General features: G+C 34.6%; 19 protein-coding genes and 3 pseudogenes. 18 read left to right on the top strand and 4 right to left on the bottom strand.

Annotated features, from left to right (window positions below; all coding sequences use genetic code 11):
- Positions 1-116: 116 nt before the first annotated feature.
- From NSQ62_RS20105 to NSQ62_RS20070, 8 genes and pseudogenes are all read left to right on the top strand, one after another.
- On the top strand, positions 117-956 hold the full coding sequence (locus NSQ62_RS20105) for a TnsA endonuclease N-terminal domain-containing protein (RefSeq protein ID WP_341321807.1): 840 nt from the start codon (positions 117-119) through the stop codon (positions 954-956).
- Entirely contained in the window at positions 953-3,115 is a 2,163-nt protein-coding gene (locus NSQ62_RS20100) for a Mu transposase C-terminal domain-containing protein (RefSeq protein WP_341321806.1), read from the top strand. The genes NSQ62_RS20105 and NSQ62_RS20100 overlap by 4 nt, the downstream gene beginning before the upstream one ends.
- Positions 3,090-4,778: an ATP-binding protein gene (locus NSQ62_RS20095; RefSeq protein WP_341321805.1), complete on the top strand. Its 1,689-nt coding sequence runs from the start codon at positions 3,090-3,092 to the stop codon at positions 4,776-4,778. Before NSQ62_RS20100 ends, NSQ62_RS20095 begins: the two co-directional genes overlap by 26 nt.
- 23 nt (positions 4,779-4,801) lie before the next feature.
- A complete protein-coding gene (locus NSQ62_RS20090; RefSeq protein WP_341321804.1) occupies positions 4,802-5,617 on the top strand; it encodes a hypothetical protein in 816 nt (271 codons plus the stop codon).
- Between the two features lie 8 nt (positions 5,618-5,625).
- Positions 5,626-6,108: pseudogene (locus NSQ62_RS20085) on the top strand (TniQ family protein); the annotation flags it as partial.
- 72 nt (positions 6,109-6,180) lie between these two features.
- Positions 6,181-7,491, top strand: a complete 1,311-nt coding sequence (locus tag NSQ62_RS20080; RefSeq protein ID WP_341323985.1) for a TnsD family Tn7-like transposition protein — start codon at positions 6,181-6,183, stop codon at positions 7,489-7,491.
- A gap of 75 nt (positions 7,492-7,566) precedes the next feature.
- On the top strand, positions 7,567-8,991 hold the full coding sequence (locus NSQ62_RS20075) for a Tn7-like element transposition protein TnsE (protein WP_341321803.1): 1,425 nt from the start codon (positions 7,567-7,569) through the stop codon (positions 8,989-8,991).
- A 97-nt stretch (positions 8,992-9,088) separates the two neighbouring features.
- Positions 9,089-9,433: a hypothetical protein gene (locus NSQ62_RS20070; protein WP_341321802.1), complete on the top strand. Its 345-nt coding sequence runs from the start codon at positions 9,089-9,091 to the stop codon at positions 9,431-9,433.
- Between the two features lie 164 nt (positions 9,434-9,597).
- On the opposite strand, the gene NSQ62_RS20065 is transcribed toward NSQ62_RS20070, so the two are convergent.
- A complete protein-coding gene (locus tag NSQ62_RS20065) occupies positions 9,598-10,101 on the bottom strand; it encodes a hypothetical protein (protein ID WP_341321801.1) in 504 nt (167 codons plus the stop codon).
- A gap of 15 nt (positions 10,102-10,116) precedes the next feature.
- Positions 10,117-11,412, bottom strand: a complete 1,296-nt coding sequence (locus tag NSQ62_RS20060; protein ID WP_341321800.1) for a S1 family peptidase — start codon at positions 11,410-11,412, stop codon at positions 10,117-10,119.
- A gap of 490 nt (positions 11,413-11,902) precedes the next feature.
- Here NSQ62_RS20060 and NSQ62_RS20055 point away from each other — a divergent pair.
- Positions 11,903-12,334 (top strand): annotated as a pseudogene (locus NSQ62_RS20055) (TnsA endonuclease N-terminal domain-containing protein); the annotation flags it as partial.
- A 325-nt stretch (positions 12,335-12,659) separates the two neighbouring features.
- Here NSQ62_RS20055 and NSQ62_RS20050 read toward each other — a convergent pair.
- Both NSQ62_RS20050 and NSQ62_RS20045 read right to left on the bottom strand, forming a co-directional pair.
- Complete coding sequence (locus NSQ62_RS20050) at positions 12,660-13,064, bottom strand: DUF3221 domain-containing protein (protein ID WP_341321799.1); 405 nt, start codon at positions 13,062-13,064, stop codon at positions 12,660-12,662.
- 71 nt (positions 13,065-13,135) lie between these two features.
- Complete coding sequence (locus tag NSQ62_RS20045; RefSeq protein ID WP_341321798.1) at positions 13,136-14,497, bottom strand: S1 family peptidase; 1,362 nt, start codon at positions 14,495-14,497, stop codon at positions 13,136-13,138.
- A gap of 150 nt (positions 14,498-14,647) precedes the next feature.
- Here NSQ62_RS20045 and NSQ62_RS20040 point away from each other — a divergent pair, with 150 nt between their 5' ends.
- From NSQ62_RS20040 to NSQ62_RS20000, 9 genes and pseudogenes are all read left to right on the top strand, one after another.
- Positions 14,648-14,875: a hypothetical protein gene (locus NSQ62_RS20040; protein WP_341321797.1), complete on the top strand. Its 228-nt coding sequence runs from the start codon at positions 14,648-14,650 to the stop codon at positions 14,873-14,875.
- Between the two features lie 421 nt (positions 14,876-15,296).
- Positions 15,297-15,819: pseudogene (locus tag NSQ62_RS20035) on the top strand (MepB family protein).
- Between the two features lie 140 nt (positions 15,820-15,959).
- Entirely contained in the window at positions 15,960-16,310 is a 351-nt protein-coding gene (locus NSQ62_RS20030) for a DUF4440 domain-containing protein (protein WP_341321796.1), read from the top strand.
- 180 nt (positions 16,311-16,490) lie between these two features.
- The gene (locus tag NSQ62_RS20025) at positions 16,491-17,171 is read left to right on the top strand and encodes an amino acid transporter (protein ID WP_341321795.1); all 681 of its coding nucleotides are present in this window, start codon (positions 16,491-16,493) and stop codon (positions 17,169-17,171) included.
- The gene (locus NSQ62_RS20020; protein WP_341321794.1) at positions 17,171-18,580 is read left to right on the top strand and encodes an HlyD family secretion protein; all 1,410 of its coding nucleotides are present in this window, start codon (positions 17,171-17,173) and stop codon (positions 18,578-18,580) included. Before NSQ62_RS20025 ends, NSQ62_RS20020 begins: the two co-directional genes overlap by 1 nt.
- A gap of 227 nt (positions 18,581-18,807) precedes the next feature.
- Positions 18,808-19,317 (top strand): YfiT family bacillithiol transferase, encoded by a 510-nt coding sequence (locus NSQ62_RS20015; RefSeq protein WP_341321793.1) that lies wholly within the window; start codon positions 18,808-18,810, stop codon positions 19,315-19,317.
- Between the two features lie 145 nt (positions 19,318-19,462).
- On the top strand, positions 19,463-19,954 hold the full coding sequence (locus NSQ62_RS20010; protein WP_341321792.1) for a hypothetical protein: 492 nt from the start codon (positions 19,463-19,465) through the stop codon (positions 19,952-19,954).
- Between the two features lie 29 nt (positions 19,955-19,983).
- On the top strand, positions 19,984-20,832 hold the full coding sequence (locus NSQ62_RS20005) for a copper amine oxidase N-terminal domain-containing protein (protein WP_341321791.1): 849 nt from the start codon (positions 19,984-19,986) through the stop codon (positions 20,830-20,832).
- Between the two features lie 119 nt (positions 20,833-20,951).
- Positions 20,952-21,431, top strand: a complete 480-nt coding sequence (locus NSQ62_RS20000) for a GNAT family protein (protein WP_341321790.1) — start codon at positions 20,952-20,954, stop codon at positions 21,429-21,431.
- Positions 21,432-21,440: the final 9 nt, after the last annotated feature.

The following is a 21,440-nucleotide window of genomic DNA, read 5'->3' as shown; positions in this document are numbered from 1 at the left end:
GTGGAGGTGTAGATTTTAAATAAAGTTGTACTGTTTTTAAAAAAGATGTACCGTTTTGAATAAAGTTGCACCGTTTCACTCCTTTGGATTACTATAATCTAAAGGAGTGTTTTTTTATGCCTAAAAGAACTAGGATATCTAAAGTTGAAAAATGGATTAAAGAAGGTAGAGGCTCTGGAGTAGGAGCGAATTATAAACCATGGTTAAATATTCAGGATGTTTCATCTAAAGGTCGCTCTACACGTTTAAAAGGCATTAAAACAAATAGACAATATGAATTTCTATCTGATTTAGAACGAAATTACTTTTATATAACTGAATATTCGGATTTCGTTATTGATATTAGAGAACAGTTTCCTTTGTTGCCGTTGGAGGAAACCATGATTATTGCTGATGAATTAGGTCTTAAACACCCTACAGACCCGAAAACGAATGAGCCAATTGTGATGACAACAGATTTTCTACTTACTGTAGATAGAGGACAAGGATTCGTAGAGCTTGCGAGAACAATAAAGATGAAGGATGAGCTGTTAAATGAGCGAGTTCTTGAGAAATTTGAAATTGAGCGAGTTTACTGGGAAAGACGGCAAATTGATTGGGGTATCGTAACAGAATTAGAGATTACAAAAGAAATGGCGCGGAACATTAGCTATATTCACGATTATTATGATATTCAAAGCTACGACGCTTTTCAAAATCTAAATCAGCAGCATATTGAAGATTTAGCGATGGCATTGTTACAAAGAATCTTAAATGAAAGCAAGAGTATTAGAGAGATTACAAACGTATTTGCTAAAGAAACACATATGCCTTTAGGTAGCGGAATGACACTATTTTATCATTTACTTGCCCAGAAAATTATACGAATAGATATGTCAGAGCCTTTAAATGTGGAACAACCTATTGTCGTTCAGTCTATTGACGAAAGTAAGCTGAAGAAGGTGAAATTCGGATGATTTATATTAATCAAGTTCTTCAATCGGTAAAAGATTCAACTCGTATTCGTATTATTGAAATTGAGGAATCTTATGTTTATGTCGTCAATATTGATGCAAATACATCTATGCCTAAAAAAGAGCTCTATTCATCGTTATTGACAGATATAGAGCAAAAAGAGTGGCTGCTTGTCACAGATCCCTTTGCACGTGTAGTAAAGGAAGAAGAATTAACGGAAATTCAAATTTATAAGCGTGATACAGATTGGGAGATTATCCAAACGAACTGTGCCCAACATATGGAGAAATTGCTTCAAAAGAGTGGTAGAGAAACAAAAATTAAAGAGATTGCAACTACGTTAGATGTTACTCCAACAAAGGTTAAAAAGTTACTTAGTCGCTATTGGCAGCGAGGTATGAATAAAAATGCCATGTTACCTGATTATGCAAATTCAGGTGGTCGAGGAAAAACAAAAAATCTAAGTGAGGATAAGGTTGGGCGACCACGTAGAGTAACCGTAAATGGTGAATATCGAAGTGGTATTAATATAACGGATGAGATTAAAACACAATTTGAACATGCGATTAATAAATATTACCGCAAAACGAATAACTACTCATTAAAAGATGTTTATCATTTTATTTTGCGTGATTTTTATTCGGACCGTTATAAAGAAAACGGTGAGCTGCAGTATCGTATTTGGGAAGCGAATCGTATCCCCTCCTACCAGCAGTTTTACTATTGGTTCAAAAAGTTTGAAGACCCTAAAAAAGATATTGAGTTTCGTAAAAGTGCTAAGGAATATGAGTTAAAGCATCGTCCGCTTATTAGTAATTCTAAAGCAGAAACAAATGGTCCAGGGACGCGCTTTCAAATTGATGCAACAGCTGCGGATATTTATTTAGTAAGCTCTTTTGATGTAAATAAAGTTATTAGTAGACCTGTTGTTTATGCAGTCGTAGATGTCTATTCACGTATTATTACGGGCGTTTATGTTGGCTTAGAGGGACCATCATGGGTAGGTGCCATGATGGCACTAGATAACATGGTAGCCGATAAGGTTGAATTTTGTAAGCAATATGATATTGAGATTACAGAAGAGCAATGGCCGACGAATCATTTGCCTGAAATTATCATTGCAGATCGAGGGGAATTTGAAGGATATTCAGTAGCTGGGCTGATTAATAATTTGAATGTCAAAATTGAAAATACAACAGCATATCGTGGTGATTTAAAAGGGATTGTTGAGCGTAAATTTAGGGCGTTTAACGGAAAAGTGAAACAAAAAGCGCCAGGTGCTATTCAAAAGGAGTACCGAGAGCGTGGAGACATGGATTATAGGTTAAACGCTACATTGAATTTAAAAGAATTCACTTCTTTGATTATTACGATGGTGCTACAACACAATCATAAAATCATTGATAAATATCCAATGGAAAAGGAAATGATTACAGATGGAATTGTACCAACACCTATTAACTTATGGAATTGGGGCATTCATAATCGCAAAGGGCGCTTGCGAACAGTAGATAGAAATATTCTGCGTTTGAATGTGCTACCGCGTGAGAAAGCAACTATTTCAAGAGCAGGTATTAAGTTTAAAAATTTACTATATGGTTCAAAACGTGCTATTGAAGAACAGTGGTATGCCAAGTTGAAAAACAAAAGCATTGAGGTTGTGTATGATCCACGTTCTTTAGATAAAATTTATATTCCGAATGATAATGGCATGGATTATGAAACGTGTATTTTGTTAGAGCCAAGTCAGCAATATAAATTAGATTTCTTAGAGGATGTTGTTTTCCAACATCAATTAAGAAATGAGTTAGAAGAAGAGGAACGTTCTAAGCAAGTACAGTTGACTATTAATGCAGACGCAATGATGGAGCAAATTATTAAGGGAGCCGAGCAAAAGAAGAAAAAGGCATTGCATCAACCGACTAGTAAAAAGGAAAAACTAGAAGCAATTAGAGAGAATAAAACCAATGAAAAGCAAGCGAATCGTGAGGAAGAGAAATTTGATTTATCTCCTACCTCTTCTATAGCTGAGCAGCCAACAGAGGTTATAGATTTTGTATCTAGGACAAAGTTAGAGCAGACGGTAGAAAAGAAATCATCTTCACGTCTAATGGATAAATTGAAGAGAAAGCGAGATGAGCAATTTGGAAAAGATGAATAGTGTCGTCTTAAAAGGCGATATGGAGGAAGCTTATTATAAGTCACAGCAACTTCCTGAATATGCTCAAAATCCTTTTATTGAAGCTCTCCCGCCAATTTTTAGTGAAGATGATGTATTGGACCGATTTATGGTGACACCGCGTATTAGTGAACAAGACAAGCAAAGTGATACAAATATTCGTTATCACGTGTTAAAACGTGTGAAGAACTTTATTCAACCATTACCAATTCATTTTGAAGTAGAGCGCCGTTTATCTACGTTAATCCGTAGAGGTTATTTAGCTAGAAACCCTTTAGATAAAACGTTTTTTGAAAAAATTCGTTTACTACATGAATTGCGCGAAGATGATGAACAGGCTCATAAATATATTGATGAACGATTAAACCATATTCGTTCGACAGCAGATAGCTTATCGATAATCGGAATCTCAGGAATCGGTAAAACAACTGCAATAGAACGATTGCTATTAATGTATCCTCAAGTGATAAAGCATGAAGTATATAAAGAGCAGCCGTTTAATCGTACACAAATTGTCTGGTTAAAGATTGATTGTCCTTATGATGGTAGTCTTTCAACACTCTGTAAAAGTTTTTTTAAGGCCGTTGATGATTTGCTAGGTACACGCTACTTAGAGAAATTTGGCTATTTAAATCGTGTTACGTCAACGATGCTTTTACATATGACATCACTGGCAAGTATGTATGGCATCGGTGTGCTTGTGATTGATGAAATTCAACACTTATTACATGCGAAAAATGATCAAGAAGAGATGCTTAACTTTTTTGTGACATTATCTAATACAGTGGGCATCCCAACAGTTCTAATAGGAACATCTAAGGCGCAACAATTATTCAAAGGAAACTTTCGTCAGGCACGTCGTGCAGCTAGTGATGGTTCGATTATTTGGGACCGTATGGATGAGGAAAGCGAGGAGTGGGATTTCTTTTTAGAAACATTGTGGGAATTGCAGTGCCTTAAAACATATTCATCTCTCACGGGTGATGTGAAAAAGACTTTTTATGAAGAATGTCAGGGGATTACTTCAGTTGCTGTCAATCTATTTATATTAGCCCAAGAGAGAGCTTTATATGATGAATCTAATGAAGATGAAAAATTGACAACGAGAGTCTTAAAGAAAACAGCAAAAGAAGATATGAAAATAATTCAGCCGATGTTGAATGCCATTCGTAATAATGATTTTGCTGCAATGTATAAGTATGAAGATATTATGATTAATCTTGATGAGTTAATGCAAAGTCACAAGCAAAGCACTGAGTATGAAGGTCGAGTTAAAGAAGCGATGAAAGAACGCCAAAATACTTTAGCGTACAAACGTCAAGATTTGATTGAAGGTTTAAGCGGCGAAGTTGCAGCAATCGGTATTTTTGATGCTTTAACTTCAAGTGAAATCATGAAAGCTACAAAAAAAGTAGTGGAAAATTTTCCGATAGAAACAGATTCTAACACTCTCAAAGCTCAACTCATTTCCAATTTAATCGAGTTGAATGAGAAGGCTAAGGAAAAGAAAGTGAAAGTAGTATCTGCTAATAAGATATTGCCTTTATTGGATATTAGAGAGTGTGCGTTGAAACAAAAGAAACACCCGTATGAAGGGTTAGTTAAAAATAATTATATTAAGAATCCATTTATTGAATTTTACTAAAAATGATTGGGATGAGGTTAGATATGGTAGAGAAAAAAGAAACTGTAAAACCACTTGTAATCGAGTCGGTATTATCTGCTATTAGTTCACAAGGGGCTGAAGTAGTTAAATCAACTGGCATAGGTATGGTAGGTTCTATTGCTACTGATGCTGTGGCATCATTTATTCCAGGAGTAGGCAATGCTTATATGAGTTACAAACAATCGCGTTTACAAAGAAACTTTAATACTTTTGAAGAACAATTATCTGAAAGAGTAACGAGGTTAGCTGAAATATTTGATTTAAAGAATATTGAGCAAAAGAAAGAGCTTGACCGGTTATATGAATTAGTTCTTGGATATGTAGAGGATGAACCACAAGAAGAGAAAATTAAATATTTGGTGACTGGTTTCATGAATATAGCTGAACATGAAAAAATCAAAGAAGATTTTGTGCTAGTTTTTTATGATATGTTAAGAGATTTAAGAATTATAGATCTTACTGTGTTGAAATTATATGGGAAGAATTATCTTAATGAATTAGATGAAACGGTGAATAGTTATCAAGATGTTTTGGACATGCATGGCATCTCGTATGAGCAATATGAAACTATACGGAAAAACTTAGTTCGAAAAGGGATACTAACTACTAAAACCGATATTATTTTAGAGAAAGATTTAGAGGGGATAGAAAAGGCCATAAATGAATTACAAAAGTTTGTGTCAATGGCTACGAACCCGAAAAATAAATCCAAGTTGCCAACGTTAAAAAAGTTAGCACTTAAATCTAAGGATAGACTTGAGTTGACGAAGTTTGGAAAAGATTTTATTAGATATTTCTTAGAGGAACTTAGTCAATAATACAGAAAATGAATACTTTTGGAGGTAATATAATGCTACCCTTCTTCCCAAATCCATATCCCAATGAATTGTTGTATTCAGCCATTGCCCGTTATCATTTTTACAGTGGAAATATTGATTGTAAGGACACCTTAGAAGAGTTGTTTGGCAGTCGTTCTGTAATACCGAGTGTGGAGATTGGTAGTTATTTTTCCGTCTTGGCTGAGCAATTGGGATCGCAGTATTCCATTGAGTCCCTTTTAGCTCATCATACGATTTACCCCTACTATGCTTCATTTTTATCGGAAGCTCGGCAGCAAGAGATATTGCAGGACGTATTAGAAGATGGACAAGCTTTATATACAAGACTTGGTATTGTAGCCGGAAGTATTTGCTGAAAGGATGGTCTATATTATTGTGCTGAATGTGCTAAGGACGATAATGCGCAATATGGTGAACCATATATTCATAGAGAGCATCAGTTACAAGGCATCAATTATTGTCCAAATCACGAAATCCCACTGCGCCAATATCCGATTAAAAGTGATAGCCGAATAGCATATGTCCGTTTTGAAATGAGACATATGAATTTAACAGCCATTTATGAAGTAGATAACTATAAGGAAATTGCTGTTGAAATAGCAAAACAAGCTTATGAATTACTACAACTACCAATACATGAACTTTCGAGAGAAGTTGTAAGTACGAAATACAGAAGTTTATTGAGAGCGCGTAATTTAATCACAGCATCTAATCATGTACGTCAGAAAGAACTGTATAAAGGTGTAGCATCCTCCTTTCCATCAGGTTTTCTTCAAGAATATGAGAGCGAGCTAAGTGAATTTGATGAGTACAACTGGCTGAAAGTGCTAACACGTAATTCTAAGCGTCATGTACATCCCCTGCGTCATTTATTTCTAATGCATTTTTTACAACAGGATATAGGGAGCTTGGTAATTACCTCAACAGATCAAGGCGCATTTGGTACAGGCCCATTTCCTTGTCTAAATAAAGCTGCAGAACATTACAAGCAGTTCATCATTCAAGATGTAGATGTAACAAGGGATTTTAAAACGAAAAATTTGATTGGCACATTTACGTGCTCATGTGGGTTTATTTATGCAAGAAAACAATCGACAGACATATTCAAGATAGGTCGAGTAAAAGAGTTTGGTCATGTATGGTATCAAAAATTAATCGATCTTTCACGTGGAAATATAAGTATCCGAGCAATTGCAAGAGAGTTAGGGGCAGATTCCAAAACGGTAAAAAAATATTTAGAACCGCCAATTTTCAAACAGGATCAGCAAAAGGTTCCAATGACAGTATCAAAATTAGATTCATATAAAGCTGAATTTATTGCAATTGTGCAAAAGCATCCGCAATCAAGTAGAACTCAATTACGTAAAATTTACCAAAAAGAATATATGTATTTATACAGTCATGATAAAGAATGGTTGTTCAATACATTACCAGCCCCTCAAAAGCTTTATAACGAGGTGAAAACGGTTGATTGGAATAAAAGAGATATACAATATTCAAATGCAATTAAAACGCTATATGAGCAATTGTGGGCGTCTGAGAAGCCTATTCGAATTACAACATCTCTTTTAGGGAAGCGTTTAGGGATATTAGCCAATCTTGAAAGATATTTAGAACAGCTGCCTATTACAAAGCGTTTACTTGAGCAAATTACGGAAAGTGTGGAGCAATTTCAAATTCGTCGGTGCTGTAAAATCATTGATAATCTGAAGTGTGAATTGAGCGATGTAAAATTATGGCGTGTTCAAAGGCTAGCAGGAATAAAGTCAAAGGATTTTAAAACAATTCAACCAATACTAGAGGTATATATACAGGAAGGTGGAATCGATGAACAGCAAAGATATAAAGCTTAAATCTTGGCCGTTTGATAAAGGTGCACGCGTGAAATTAGAATGGATCGGTGCGCCTTTTAGATACGAAAAAAAGTCGTGCTGCCAGTTTATTTTAGTGGAAAAGTTAATGGGTATTATACAACTGAAAAGTTAATAGTTGATTGGACCGTATTAACTTCTTTAATAATCCAGCATTATTATGTTGATGGAGTTATTACGAAACCTATCGCACCTAATCAAACTGAAGAAATTATAATTTCAATAGATCCAAATTACGTTGGTTATTTTGAACAAAACTATTCAATACGTGGAACAAACTATACAGAAATATCGCAAACTTTCGTTATCAACTACAATGGAGAGCGTTTCTATCTACCTTTAATTGAGGTACTGAGAGGAATGATTGCACCTAATGCATTCCTGTTAAATTGCTTGTTTGAAATGAACTCTTTCCCGTTATATTTCACAGAAGAATATGAGTCGGATTTATTACGATTACGCTTCACCTCTTCATACAATGCAAAGTATTTAAAGAATGAGTATTTACATCATTTAGTATGGCTGTTAATGAACAAGAACGCTCGTAAAGTATATGAAAGTATGGCTAGTAATTTTCACTTTTATAACTCTATAAAGTTTGAATGGCCATTTGAAACACCAATTAAACTGAAGCTACGCGTGAAAAAAACTCCAACAGGATATACAGTTCTATATATCAACGCGATGCTAGATAAAGAATTACAGGTTTCTAATTTAGAGATTACTCATCCCAGCCTTGTTCATCATGAAAAATCGAACGAACCAAGAAAACGTATAGTTCTTCCCCTTTCTGCATCAGGAGACTACGAAGCCGATACAACAGTTGATGGACGTACAAATGAGTTTGATGAGGTAATAACCGATACTTTAACTCACGAATACGTAGATGCCCTAGTAATTACTCGCCAAAAAACGACTTCAACAAAACAACGTGATGGAATTGATGATAATACTAAAAAGTCAGTCAAGATGGATAATAATAGACGTTCAATGGGTGATATTGGCGGGACAAATATATTAAGAGGTTTAGAAGTTAAATCGTTAAATAATACATATGTAAATGGTGAATTAGCGGATTTTAAAGAAGTGTTAAATGAATTATCAAGAGCTTATTTTGTAGATAGTGTGGAGGCATATGTTGGCGAATTAACTGATATAGGAGACCGTTCATTTGCTTTTCTAGATGATGGTATTACACCTAGGAAGTATATTGTGGCATATGTGAAACTAAGGAATGGAAAAGAAGTTGCATTGCTAGAAGTTGAACGAGCTGGGAGAAGTGTGTCTACTTTAATTCTTACACCAATAGATGGTTCAAATGTTAAGCGGTATATTGAGCCTTTATTAAACTACATTATATTCAGTTCGGGAAGCTGGTTAAAAGAAGGTTTGGTTAAATGGGGAAAGAGCTTAAATATTTTTAAAGTAAAGCATACCAGTAACTATAAAACATCAGTATTCAATAAAATACTAAACATTTAATAAATAATCCTTTTAATACACTTAAACTTTAATTATAATTAAGAAAAATCATTTTTTATTGTGATTTTATCCATAAAATGCAAAGGGGCTTGGTTTATTGATGAAAAAATTTCGTTTGTCAGGAGAACTAAATGAAAGCATTGTTGATGGGATTATAGAGGGGTATAAGGATTATCTACGTGTAAGAAAAGAAGCTGCTCGAAACCTAAGAGTTCATGGTGCTTACGCGTGGGTAAAAGGAAATCATATTGATCACCATGTGGCGGTTCAATGTGAAAAATTAGGGGTAGAAAGTAAGCTTTCTAAAGCTGGAGTTACATGGCAGTACTTACAATTTAGTGTGGACGATATTAAAACACTATTTTTTATATTTCGGGCTTACAAACAAACTAGTCTACCCAAAGTAAAAAGCGTTTATACAAAGTTACCTCACAACAGGTAGCTCTGCTTTCTTGCTGGCTTTTTTTGGTCAATACTTAGGTTTTCCTATTTCGACTGGATCTATTCAAAGACCAAGTACAGATTTATATTCACAGAAAAAGATGACACCTGAAAATACCAGGCGCAATCTTCTTACGTATGAAAGAAAAAGTGGGGGGATTTAGTTTAATTAACAGTAAAAACTAATTTATTATTTAACTTATAGTCTTTTTGATTTAGATTAAATTCAACAGTTGCATTTACTGTAATTTTACCAGGGTTTAAATCTGTTGTATCAATATCTGTTGTTTTTAGTATGAAGGGTTCGCCTTTTGCAAAAGTGTAGGGAAGAGCAATATCCTCTCTCGAATAGCGTGGGCTAATTTCTTCTCCAAGTTCATTTAAAACTTCCCAGGTGATTAAATTTCCTCCACCACTTACTATTACTTCGGAAGATTCTCCACTAAACAAAATGTTTGCTTCGATTTTCACTTTTTCACCTTTGGAATATATTTTTTTATCACTTGTAATTGTAAACGTAAAATCATCTTTCTTTGAAACGACTGTTTGCTTGTCATTCTGTTGTTCGTTATTTGGTTTATCCTGAGTAATTGTATTTTCAACACTGTTATTACAAGCAACTAGCATTAATGCTAAAAGAGAAATTAAAATAGCCTTAATTTTCATCATGCACCTACTTCTATATTAATTGGTAATAGGAGTTATACCTAAATTTGTAACTATCGTTCCAATACCATTGTATGCACCGCCACCATTTGTATGAACACCATATAGAACTCCGGAATACCATACTGGAGCACCGCTGTCACCCCCTGCAGATGCATAGGATGCATCAATTCTATTTACAGTAATCCATTTTCCGAGCGCATCACTATAGTAATCAAATTGAGCATTAATATCCTCTACTTCACCACATTGGAATCCAGAAGTAGCCCCAGAGATGCATACTCGTTGGCCAACGTATTTAGATGAAGAATAACTTGTATAAGATGAATCTCTACTACTGTACTTATATATATTATTTGTTGCATATTTTGATGAAGTAAGTTGTATCAAACCTGAATCATTATATTGATTAAGGAGATACGAAGAGTTCGCTCCTATAATTTCACCACCTTGATAATAATAAGATGATCCTGCATTATAAGCACCAATAATACAATGACCTGCTGTTACTAGATATTCTTGATTACCCTTTTTTGCAGTGAAACCTAAAGTACAATAATTATATTTTCCATCTATACTATCTTGCCTATTAAAGGAAATTAATAGACCTCCCTGCATATAATTAGTTAATGATGTTCTTGATTGTTCATCAAAATCGTTCCCTTCAGATACTTTAACTAAACCTGGAAAGTTTTTATTAAGCTGATTTACAAGCTTTTGATCGTATGGATATATTTCTACATTAATTTTGTTTGTTTTATAATTTACACTTAATTTTGAGTTTGTTAAATTAGATGAATATGTTTCAATTACATTATTAATTTCTTCTTTTAGAGTTTCAAAATCACTTTCTGAATATGAATTGAAGTCAAATTTCACTAAATTAGGATAAGGGAATTCCTTTAAAACAGTGTCTTTCATTGATAAGGTTTTTTCATTTCTTTGATTGAAATTGATGTAAACTTTTTGCTTAGGAAAATCCACATAAAAACTAGCAAGTTGATTAGGGTTATCTGTTTCAAATCCTAATATTTCGTTTAATCTAGGTATAAAATTATCTATTTGCTCTAGCTTTTCAAGTGTTTTCTTCTCAGAATCAGTAACGTAAATACCATATTCTTCATAGATATCAGCATTTAATTCATTTTGAATTGTATTTATTAAATGGTCTGAATCAGTCGCTAAACCAGAAACCTTTCGAATTTCAGCTTGTTTATGTATTTCTTTGTCATCGATATTTGCATAAGTATTAATTGGATAATTTAAAAATATTAAAAATGTTAATATTAAAAATAGTATTTCTTTTTTTCTCATTTGATCTCCTTAGTATGTATTAGTTAACTCGTCAAAAATAAACCTTAATTCCCCCGCAAGATAATATTATAATATTTTTTACAAATAATTGTATTATTTATTTATAAAAAAGTAAAAAATAATCATAAAGTCTCCACTTATACAAAGAAATGGTTTTAAATGGAAATATAACATAAAACAAATTACCTATACCTAAATTGTAGCATTTGTTCACCTCCATTCAAAGGCTTCTTAAATTATCGCTATATCACAACGAAACTATTTCTCTTAAATATAAAATAAAATCCATGCAATTTAATAACAACTAAAATATCATTAAATCAAAAATCTGCCCAACAATTACAAAAAAAATTTCGGTTCACAATTTGGGTTATATTGTATTATTAGGTAAAATAGTTTAAAATATACAACTTGCTAAGGAGGTACTTATGGATAGTGAAGCTGTAAAAGCAAATGAAGTACAAATGGATAATCTAAAGGAGTGTTTTTTATGCCTAAAAGAACTAGGATATCTAAAGTTGATAAATGGATTAGAGAAAGTAGAGGCTCTGGAGTAGGAGCAGAGTATAAGCCGTGGTTAAATATTCAGGATGTTTCTTCTAAAGGTCGATCTACACGTTTAAAAGGTATTAAAACAAATAGACAACATGAATTTCTATCAGATTTGGAACGTAACTATTTTTATATAACTGAATACACTGATTTCGTTATGGGTATTAGAGAATAGTTTCCTTTGTTGCCTTTGGAAGAAACTCTAGTTATTGCGGATGAATTAGGTCTTAAACACCCTACAGATCCCAAAACGAATGAGCCGATTGTAATGACAACGGATTTTCTTCTTACTGTAGATAAAGGACAAGGATTTATAGAGCTTGCGAGAACGATAAAGATGAAGGACGAGCTTTTAAATGAGCGAGTTCTTTGTTCAAAATTCGTGCGTTTCTCCTATTGTAAAATCAACATTTGCATGACTAATTTAATGAGTTTTTATTTCAAACCAACATTAACGGATATCAAAGATCGTTCATTTTCCTTTTTAGATGATGATATTACACCTAGGAAGTATATTGTAGCTTATCTACAAATAGCCGCTATCAAAAAAAATTAAACAGCCTTAGTCCTATAGAATGTAGGGCTAAAGCCGTTTAACTCAATTTTTATTATTTTCAATGTCTACTTGACAGCGTGCAGTTCAGAATAATCCCACTTGAGATTACTATTTTCCTTTTTAAAAAGTTTTGTACTATTCATTTACTTTGGAGTAATATTACTTTTGTTGCAACACCTTGACTAGGATATGACTCTTCATAACGGCCTGTTGTCCAAATGGCTACTTTATCGTAAATATTAAAATTGCTAGCATTTGAATAGGGAACAGTCAAAGCATTGGGTTTTGCAATAGTAAGAATTTCCTTTTTAGTTTTCGTAGTAATGTCTTTTTGTTGAACATTCCATACAATCGTTAAAGAATCTTCTGTTTTGTCTATAATATACCCTTCTACATCAGCTGTATCTATCGGTTCATTCGACAAGCTAGACGGTTCACTTACTTTGTTTCTTGAAAGGCTTTTCAAATCGTTCCCTCCGCTTGAACATCCTGATAGACTGGAGAAAAGTAAAAACAGAATGACAGTTGCTTGTAGTATGCGCAAACGTTTCCCCCCATTCATTTATATTCTTATAGACGTATTAATATTTCGAAAGGTTACAAAATTCGCTTTAATTATTGGCTTAACCAATTCACAGGAGTTAAATTAAGGCGGCTTGAAACATTGGTTACATGACTATATACACGATAGTTTACCCCATTTTCAGGCAAAGTCCCCTTATGAATACCCTTGAGAGTTTTACCGTCATAAATTGTAGCGCCACTATCCCCGCTAGAACTTTCATAATTGGAAACGCGAAGATTATCAAACCAGGTATCATTCGCTCCCCAATAACCACTATTGTTCTTCCCAAGGAGTGTTCCACACGAATCTCCATGCATACCCGACTTACATACTCTTTCACCCAATACATCATTTCCTGCTACTTGTACACTTGTTAATAATGTCGTTGTTCCATATAATTTGTTACTTAATAAAGTGTTGGAAGAGACAGCTATTGCTTCTGCATCTGCGTTATTTCCATAGTGCCTCTTACTTACATGACCAATATAATTTGATCCTTGATAAATACCAGTGCCCAATGAACTCCAGCAATGTCCTGCTGTAACAATATACGGATTAGAGCTTGAATCAATAGCGGAGAATCCAACAGAACAGTTTCCAAGTGTACCTGCTGAGCTATCGATTACTAAGCCATTGAGAATAGGTGATTGAGTTGTGTATCTGGCTTCATCTGATGTCTTGAAGTTTTCGTCAACGACTTTAACATTAAATAATGTTTCGTCTTGTTTTAGCAAATCACTGATAACTTTTGATGCCTCTGCTATAGGAGTTCCATTATCTTTAATTCCTACAGTAATTTTCTGATTAATAAAATCGACATTTGCATATTGAATGTTTATCTGTTTACTTAAGATATCTATATTATTGTTTATATCATCCATAATACGATCTAAGTCGCTTTCAGAATACTTTGCCTCATAGAAATTAATTGGCAGATCTGAACCATATTTAGTTGCAATAAGGTTTTCAGATTTTATTAATGGAGTATGAGTACCCTTACGAAGAGCAATATTAACTACTCCACCATTTTTTTGATCAATATACATTCCAAGAAAAGCATCACGACCGTACATAGCTAAAACATCATCTTTTAATTTTGGAACTACTTTATCTTGAATTGCGAACCGTTCTTCTAATTTTGCTTCTTCATTTGGCGACATGTAAATACCGTATTTTTTAGAATAGTAATTCTCGGTCTTCAAAGACTTTATTACAGATGTTTCAGTCGATAATCCATATATCTCACGTCCATGAATTTTTGAACTTTCAGTAACCATAGCCGTACTATCGTTGCTACTGTTTAATATATCGGTTTGGTCCAGGGATGATACAGATTTGGCAGACACGTTAATAGATGTTACCAAACTAAATACTATCATTCCAGCAATTAACCATACTTTTTGTAACTTCATTCGATATTCACTCTCCAACTTTTCAATAGATGAGTAAATCTAACCAACTAAGATTCTATTTACCAATATATGAAATTATAATCATCGTTGGTTGTGTTTTCAATATAGAAAATTTTATTTTGTTAAAATTACCTCGAAAATAACATAAAATTGAGGGCAAGCAGTTTCCTGCAAATTGTTAACAATTCAACACAAATTGATAAGGCGGTAGATGAAATTGCAGCAATCTCTGAACAATCTGCGGCTGGCGTAGAACAAACATCTGCAACGATGCAACAAACCTCTTCTACAATGGAGGAAGTGACGAATAGCTCAAACCAACTTGCGAAAATGGCAGAAGAATTGAATCATCGAGTTCTACAATTTAGGCTTAGTTGATAGACTTCTAGTTCAATATTAAATAAACACAGCTAAGGTAGGGGGATAGTACTATACACATCGCATTTGGTAATCTTGCATACACAATAACTTATCAGTGTCATTCCTACATATTTCTAATGTTATATTTATTAACTTCACTTTTTTATGAAACGCCATTAAGGAAATGCTAGCCTTAATGGCGTTTTTGTATGTATTTTTCTACTCTGAAAAAACGTTCAGAAACGCTAAAATAATTATCTATCAATGTTATTGAAATATTTTGATCAATCTTTTTTATAAAAATTTCATCGCGCCAAAATTGAACCCACACAATTTGATCAATCTTTTTTCAAAATATGTGGGTTTCTTCTATTATAGAATCTACGTTCTCTGCCCATTTTTAATCAATCTTTATTCCAATCCAACAGGAGGGCAAGTAGTGAATGAATATTATAATGCGTTAACTTATGTGAATAAAATGTTATATGATCCTAATCACTTAATCGTAAAAGATGTCCATCAAGAAGTTCAAAACTCGGATTACGGGGCTGGTACATTTTATCTAAATTCGAAGTCTGTTAGATTTAGGGTTGCAAAAATAACGCCCACCAAGATCGGACAGTTTGTTGCTTTTTGGGAAAAAAATGAGGACAATAAAAACCAAGCATTTTCAGATGAAACAGCTACGGATTTATTAGTCATCAATACTTTTACTGATAATCGTTTTGGACAATTCGTTTTTCCTAAAGAAATACTTGTAAAACAAAATATAATTAAAACAAAATATAATTAAAACAGCTACTACCAAAGGGAAAATGGCAATTAGGGTTTACCCTAGCTGGGAAAATCCCACTAGCAAGCAAGCTATTGAAACACAGAAATGGCAATTGGAATATTTTGTTGAGCTACAAAGTACAAATAATTTACTAATACAAAAACTATTAAAGCTATATTTCAACTAAACTTAGCTTGGACTGAATTTAGTAGTCTCATTTAGAATTAAAACAGCTAAATCTTTCATAGTTTTTTAAACATTGTTACGTAATCAGGTTCTATTTTATCTTAGAGGATTTTTATTCACGCGAGATAGGAGGAGTATCAAATGACTTTAAAAGAGCAATTACTTCAATTAGAAGAAAAACTATTACAGCCAGAAATCAGAGCATCCAAAGAGGAATTAGCGAAACTATTAGCAGACGAGTTTTTCGAATTTGGTAGCTCGGGGAAAGTCCTATACAAAGATGAAAACATTAGCGAAATGACGCTTAGTGAAGTCCGAATGCAATTAACTGACTTTGAAATTCATCCAATGTCTGATGAGGTCGTATTAACAACGTACCGTATTTACAACGAGCTGACTGAGCAGCATTCATTACGTAGCTCGCTATGGAAATTAGTAGATGGTCATTGGAAGATGCATTTTCATCAAGGGACAAAAATAGTATCGATATAGCCACCTCGTTTTTTATTGAAAACTGCATGACCCCAACGTCTACTCACAAAAAATAGGTGTATAATGGGAAAGGAAATTCTTGAATTTACTTGTCCTGTAACTTGAACATTTCTAAATGTTATATCAACGTTATAGCTATGCGTAATGAGGGAACAAAAGGAAAATTGAGGTGAGAACAACATGAGTGAATTTCATTATTGGCAGCAGATTTCACAGCCATCTCGCTTAACACATAATTTAGAAAGCAGCGAGAACGGAAAGCTAAAAGGATACATAAAGTGGGTAGCAGTGATTTTTGGCTTAACGCTGTTTTATTTTATTGTGCGTAATATGTGGGGCATGAATACAGATGGCCTAACGTACTTACTCGTAGACGGTCAATACGACCAATACCGTTATGCGCGATTGATCTCGCTAGTGGGCGCGATTTTGATGGGGATTATTTATTTCTTATTCTACTATTATCTGATTCCGGCTGTTTTGTATACCTTTACGGATAATATTCCATATCGATGGATTCAAAAAGTACAGCTTTATGTGATTCCGGTGATTATTGTAGAAAAGCTTATTACGCTGTTTGTTTTTGCGGCAGCTGGCTTTACAACGCCGTTTACGTTTTTCTCGTTAGCGCCAATGCTATCGTATGTTTATTATCAGGATTATCTCCTGTATTTTGTGAATCAGCTAACGATTGCATCCGTTGTAACGGTATTTGTGCAGTATGCATTCATTTCACAATGGGCTACTCGTAAAAAAGTATTGCTAATTAACTTGATTCTTATACAAATCATTTGCGCGGCGATTGTGGCCATCATTAGTATTTTACCAATCACGACTTGGTTAGAAGGGTGGTTAGGTTAATGCTATCAAAAAAAGCAAAAATCATAGCTGTCATCATGGGGCTAATCGTAGTAGTGAACGCTTATTTATTGTTGAAAGATAATGATGTTATTTTGAAGAAATACTATATTAACGATGCCCATTTTGCGGTAGCGAAGGATCATGAAAAAATGCTCCCACTTGATGCGATTGTCACTTCGAGCAATGAACATTTTATCGCAGCACCTGTTCAAGCGGTGAATGAAGTGCTTGTAACAGAAGGGCAAACAGTAAATGTATTAAGTGAACTGGTCGTATTCAAGCAGCAACAAACAGAAAAAGAAGTAGCGCGACTTCAAACGGAGCGCGCGGCCTATACAACAGAGCTTGCTGAATTAGAAAAAGTTTTTTTACAGCTTGATAGTATGAGCTCAGAAACCCAACCGAATTCATCCATGGCGTCTGATTCAATTAATGATGGTGAAACATTGAATGTTAATTTATCAGTTGAGCTAGGAATTGAACAAGGCACGCCAACTGCTGAAGGCATCGCAATTATTCAACGCGCAATTGCTGAAACAACGCGCCAAATTGAGCTGTTAGATAGTCAGATTACGCAGCTAAGTGAATACAATCTATTAACATCACCTGTAGAAGGTGTTGTGAAAGAAATTGTATTAGAGGGTGATTCGATTATTTTTAATATTCAATCGAGCAATAAAAAAATTATTGCCTATGTGACACCAAAACAATGGCAGGAAATCGAATTAGAGCAATTTACTGAAATAACATTATTCGAAGGGCAAGATAATGAATTCACGTTAGACGGTGTTGTGAGCGAAAAGCAACAAATTCCAGCGCGTAATTCGATTGCCTTTGAAGAAATGAAAAGACACGAAAAAATTAATAGCAGCGAAACAATCTATGAAATAAGCATCCTGCCAAACGAGGACTTGTTTGATCTACCGGTAGGAACATTGGCGTCTGCGAATATTACCGTCAACCAGGTATTCGATAGCTTTGGTATACATGAAGATTGGCTTGTGCAAAAGGCTACTGATGAAGACGAGGAAACGCAATATGTTTACATGCTCGATGAAAACGGTAAAACAACATTAGCATCTGTTGAAGAGTTATTTACCTATCAAACGAAACTAAATCAGCGTGAGGCGTTATTGATAGAGGGGGAAGAAGAGGAAGAGGTAGTACAGGAAACTTCACCACGTATTCAAACTGTAAAATTAACAGATGAAAATGTAGTGAAAGAAGATAAAGACGAGCTAACAAATGTTGCCGTTATTAGTGGACCAAATGAATTATCCCCAATCTTCTTAAATGAAAAAGAGCGAAATTTAAACGCACCAACATTCCGTCCGTATCCATTACAACTGTTTGATCGTAGTCAAATTGATAGTCAGTGGCAATTAATCTTAGAGTATTGGTTAAAATAATGAAAGAATAAGACAAGGGCTTTGACAGAGCAGCATTCATTACGCAGCTCACTATGGAAAGATGGATGCATTTTTATCAAGGGACAAAAATTATCGATATAGGCACCTCTAAGACAAAGTGATCTTAGAGGTTTTTTTATCATTAATAAGGGAATTTCCATTAAAGAAGGAAAGCCCATGCCCTATGAAGAAGTCATTATAGAAGAAGTCAAAGGAGGAAGACAAACATGGACGTAAAACAACCGATTGGCCCACTAGAAGTACCTGAGCAAGTAACAGTAGAGGATATAGCGCAGTGGTTAAAGCAAACGGAAAGCTATACGAAGCGTTTGCGTGAAGTGGTAAATGGCTTAAGTGAAGACGATTTAAATAAAACATACCGCGAAGGGGCTTGGAATGTGCGTCAGCTGGTGCATCACATTGCCGACTCGCAGCTCAATATGTACCAACGCCTAAAGCTAGCGTTAACGGATCATAATCCAACCGTGCCAGCGTTTGATGAAAATCAGTGGGCGATTCAGCCAGATACGAAACTTCCTGTAGAAAGCTCAATTAAAATGCTAGAGGGCATCAATGAAAGGATTGTGGAATTAGGCAAGCACGTAACAGAAGCGGATTTAAACCGTACATTCACACATCAAGAGAATGGTGAAATTAAAGTATCTACAAAATTAGCTAAGCTTGCATGGCATGAAGAGCATCACCTAGCACATATTAAAATTGCATTAGCGCAGTAACATATAGTAACGGAGCAGCGAAATGACTGCTTCGTTTTTATATTTCAAATGACAAAGACGCAATCATTTTTCTAGTGGATTCCTACATGTTAAACTAATACTTGGAAGTAACGCTTAAAGAACAGTACAGATAAGGACACTCATCATGAAGAAAAATTTTATAGTTTTAGCAACACTCGTATTACTTGTAGGCATTGTCATCCTTATATGGATGCAAGCCGAACAACCTTATAAGGATGATACCGAAGCCAATTTTCACCTGTATAAAGACGACCGAGAACAAATCATTCAAATGCTTGTAAGTGGAGAAATCGTAAAAGAGCCAGATCGATATGGGAATGAGGGCTTTTATTTTTATTACACGCCACCACAATATATTGATGCCGTGAAATCCGATACGATTCGAGCTGGAATGCATTCGAATGAAAACTTTTTTGTGTTTTTTCAATCTGCCGAACAGCCCGTCATGGATATGCGCGGCTTAACAGAAGGCTTTATTTATTCAGCAACGGGTGCATTTCCAACACCGAAAGAATTTGATTATTTCTCCGAGTATAAGAAAATTGATGAGCATTGGTATTTTGTATCAGATGACTCAGAGCGTTTTGAAAAATCCTGTTTGTCTTTGTGTCAGTAGTTACGTAAAGAACTAGGGGTGAAAAAGTAATGAAAAAAATGTTAGTAAGTATGTTGTCCTTATTCGTGGCAATCACTATCGCAACGCCTGCAAGTGCAGCGACAATTCAACTAAAAGTGGATGGGGTAAACGTTATTTCTGATGTGAACCCTGAAATTAAAAATGACCGAACGATGGTACCGCTACGTGTCATTAGTGAAAATCTAGGAGCAACGGTTCATTGGACAAACTCTGAAATTACACTGAGTCAAAACGCTACAAAGGTAGTTGTAAAAACTAATAGCACAATGGCCATGAAAAATGGAAGCGCGGTGCAGTTAGACACAAAGCCATACGTAAAGAACAACAGAACGTTTGTTCCGCTTCGCTTTATTGCCGAAGCATTTAGCAGTACAGTTAACTACAAAAATGGCACAGTAAATGTAGACAGCAAACCACTGATAATTGACCAAATCAAGATCAAGGCCGTTCAGCATGAATTCCGTATGACAATGGGAGGAATCGTTCAGCAAATTTACGGCAATGCCTATACGAATTCAATGTTTACGTTATTTAGCGAAAATATAGCTCGTGAGGTGGAAGCACCTGAAAGTTATTCAGACATGTACACTATCGATATTCCAGGCTCTTATTATCGAAATGGGCAATTTGATTTTATCGATGAGGCCGACAAAGCTGTGAAAAGCTACGAAGTCTACGCATTAGTAAAAGGTTTCCCAGAAGAATTATTAGAAGGATATCCACCGGCATTAGTATACGAGGAATCGTCTGGTAAATGGTATTTGTTTAACGACAGTGCACTGGATTTAATTTATGATTTAGTAGATACCGCGAATGATAACGGCTTTATAAAGGTGATTCGTAATACCGTTGCTTAAGTAGTAAGAAAATAAGGAAATGAGACTAGGGTTAAAGCTAGTCTCTTTTTTGTTATTCAATTGGAATTTACTGTATAATTATTGTGATAAAGAAATAGAAACATATAAGAGGTGAACCTGTGCAATTATTTATACATCAAATGAATGAAGAAGCATCAAATGATATTCTAACTTGGCAATATGACAGGCCTTATGATTTTTATAATAATGAAAGAACCGATGAAGCACTTCAGGAAATACTGGATGGCTCGTATTATAGGATGAATGATGAAAATAACGTACTCATTGGATTTTTTTGCATTGGTGCGAATGCAAAAGTCCCTGCCGGTAACGAATTTGGCGTATATAACGAGGATTTAGTAGATATGGGTGTGGGTATGAATCCGACGTATGTTGGGAAAGGGAACGGATTTGAATTTTGCATGCATGTTATTCGATTCATTCAAGAGCATTACCCGAATAAAGCTATTCGCTTAACAGTAGCAACATTCAATGAAAGAGCCATTCATTTATACGAAAAGCTTGGATTTGTTTCAGAAGACAAATTTCAAACGCTGTTTGCACAGTTTCAAACGATGATTAGACGCGAACATCAGTAAACGAAAAGG

Source organism: Solibacillus sp. FSL H8-0523, assembly GCF_038051985.1.
In the GTDB taxonomy this organism is placed as follows: domain Bacteria; phylum Bacillota; class Bacilli; order Bacillales_A; family Planococcaceae; genus Solibacillus.
The sequence above is the reverse complement of the archived record's forward strand: the minus strand, read 5'-3'. Positions and strand labels throughout refer to the sequence as shown.

Coding starts and splice junctions, on each gene's coding strand:
- NSQ62_RS20105 (WP_341321807.1), top strand. CDS start 117: ATGCCTAAAAGAACTAGGATATCTAAAGTTGAAAAATGGATTAAAGAA.
- NSQ62_RS20100 (WP_341321806.1), top strand. CDS start 953: ATGATTTATATTAATCAAGTTCTTCAATCGGTAAAAGATTCAACTCGT.
- NSQ62_RS20095 (WP_341321805.1), top strand. CDS start 3,090: ATGAGCAATTTGGAAAAGATGAATAGTGTCGTCTTAAAAGGCGATATG.
- NSQ62_RS20090 (WP_341321804.1), top strand. CDS start 4,802: ATGGTAGAGAAAAAAGAAACTGTAAAACCACTTGTAATCGAGTCGGTA.
- NSQ62_RS20080 (WP_341323985.1), top strand. CDS start 6,181: ATGAATTTAACAGCCATTTATGAAGTAGATAACTATAAGGAAATTGCT.
- NSQ62_RS20065 (WP_341321801.1), bottom strand. CDS start 10,101: ATGATGAAAATTAAGGCTATTTTAATTTCTCTTTTAGCATTAATGCTA.
- NSQ62_RS20060 (WP_341321800.1), bottom strand. CDS start 11,412: ATGAGAAAAAAAGAAATACTATTTTTAATATTAACATTTTTAATATTT.
- NSQ62_RS20045 (WP_341321798.1), bottom strand. CDS start 14,497: ATGAAGTTACAAAAAGTATGGTTAATTGCTGGAATGATAGTATTTAGT.
- NSQ62_RS20030 (WP_341321796.1), top strand. CDS start 15,960: ATGACTTTAAAAGAGCAATTACTTCAATTAGAAGAAAAACTATTACAG.
- NSQ62_RS20025 (WP_341321795.1), top strand. CDS start 16,491: ATGAGTGAATTTCATTATTGGCAGCAGATTTCACAGCCATCTCGCTTA.
- NSQ62_RS20020 (WP_341321794.1), top strand. CDS start 17,171: ATGCTATCAAAAAAAGCAAAAATCATAGCTGTCATCATGGGGCTAATC.
- NSQ62_RS20015 (WP_341321793.1), top strand. CDS start 18,808: ATGGACGTAAAACAACCGATTGGCCCACTAGAAGTACCTGAGCAAGTA.
- NSQ62_RS20010 (WP_341321792.1), top strand. CDS start 19,463: ATGAAGAAAAATTTTATAGTTTTAGCAACACTCGTATTACTTGTAGGC.
- NSQ62_RS20005 (WP_341321791.1), top strand. CDS start 19,984: ATGAAAAAAATGTTAGTAAGTATGTTGTCCTTATTCGTGGCAATCACT.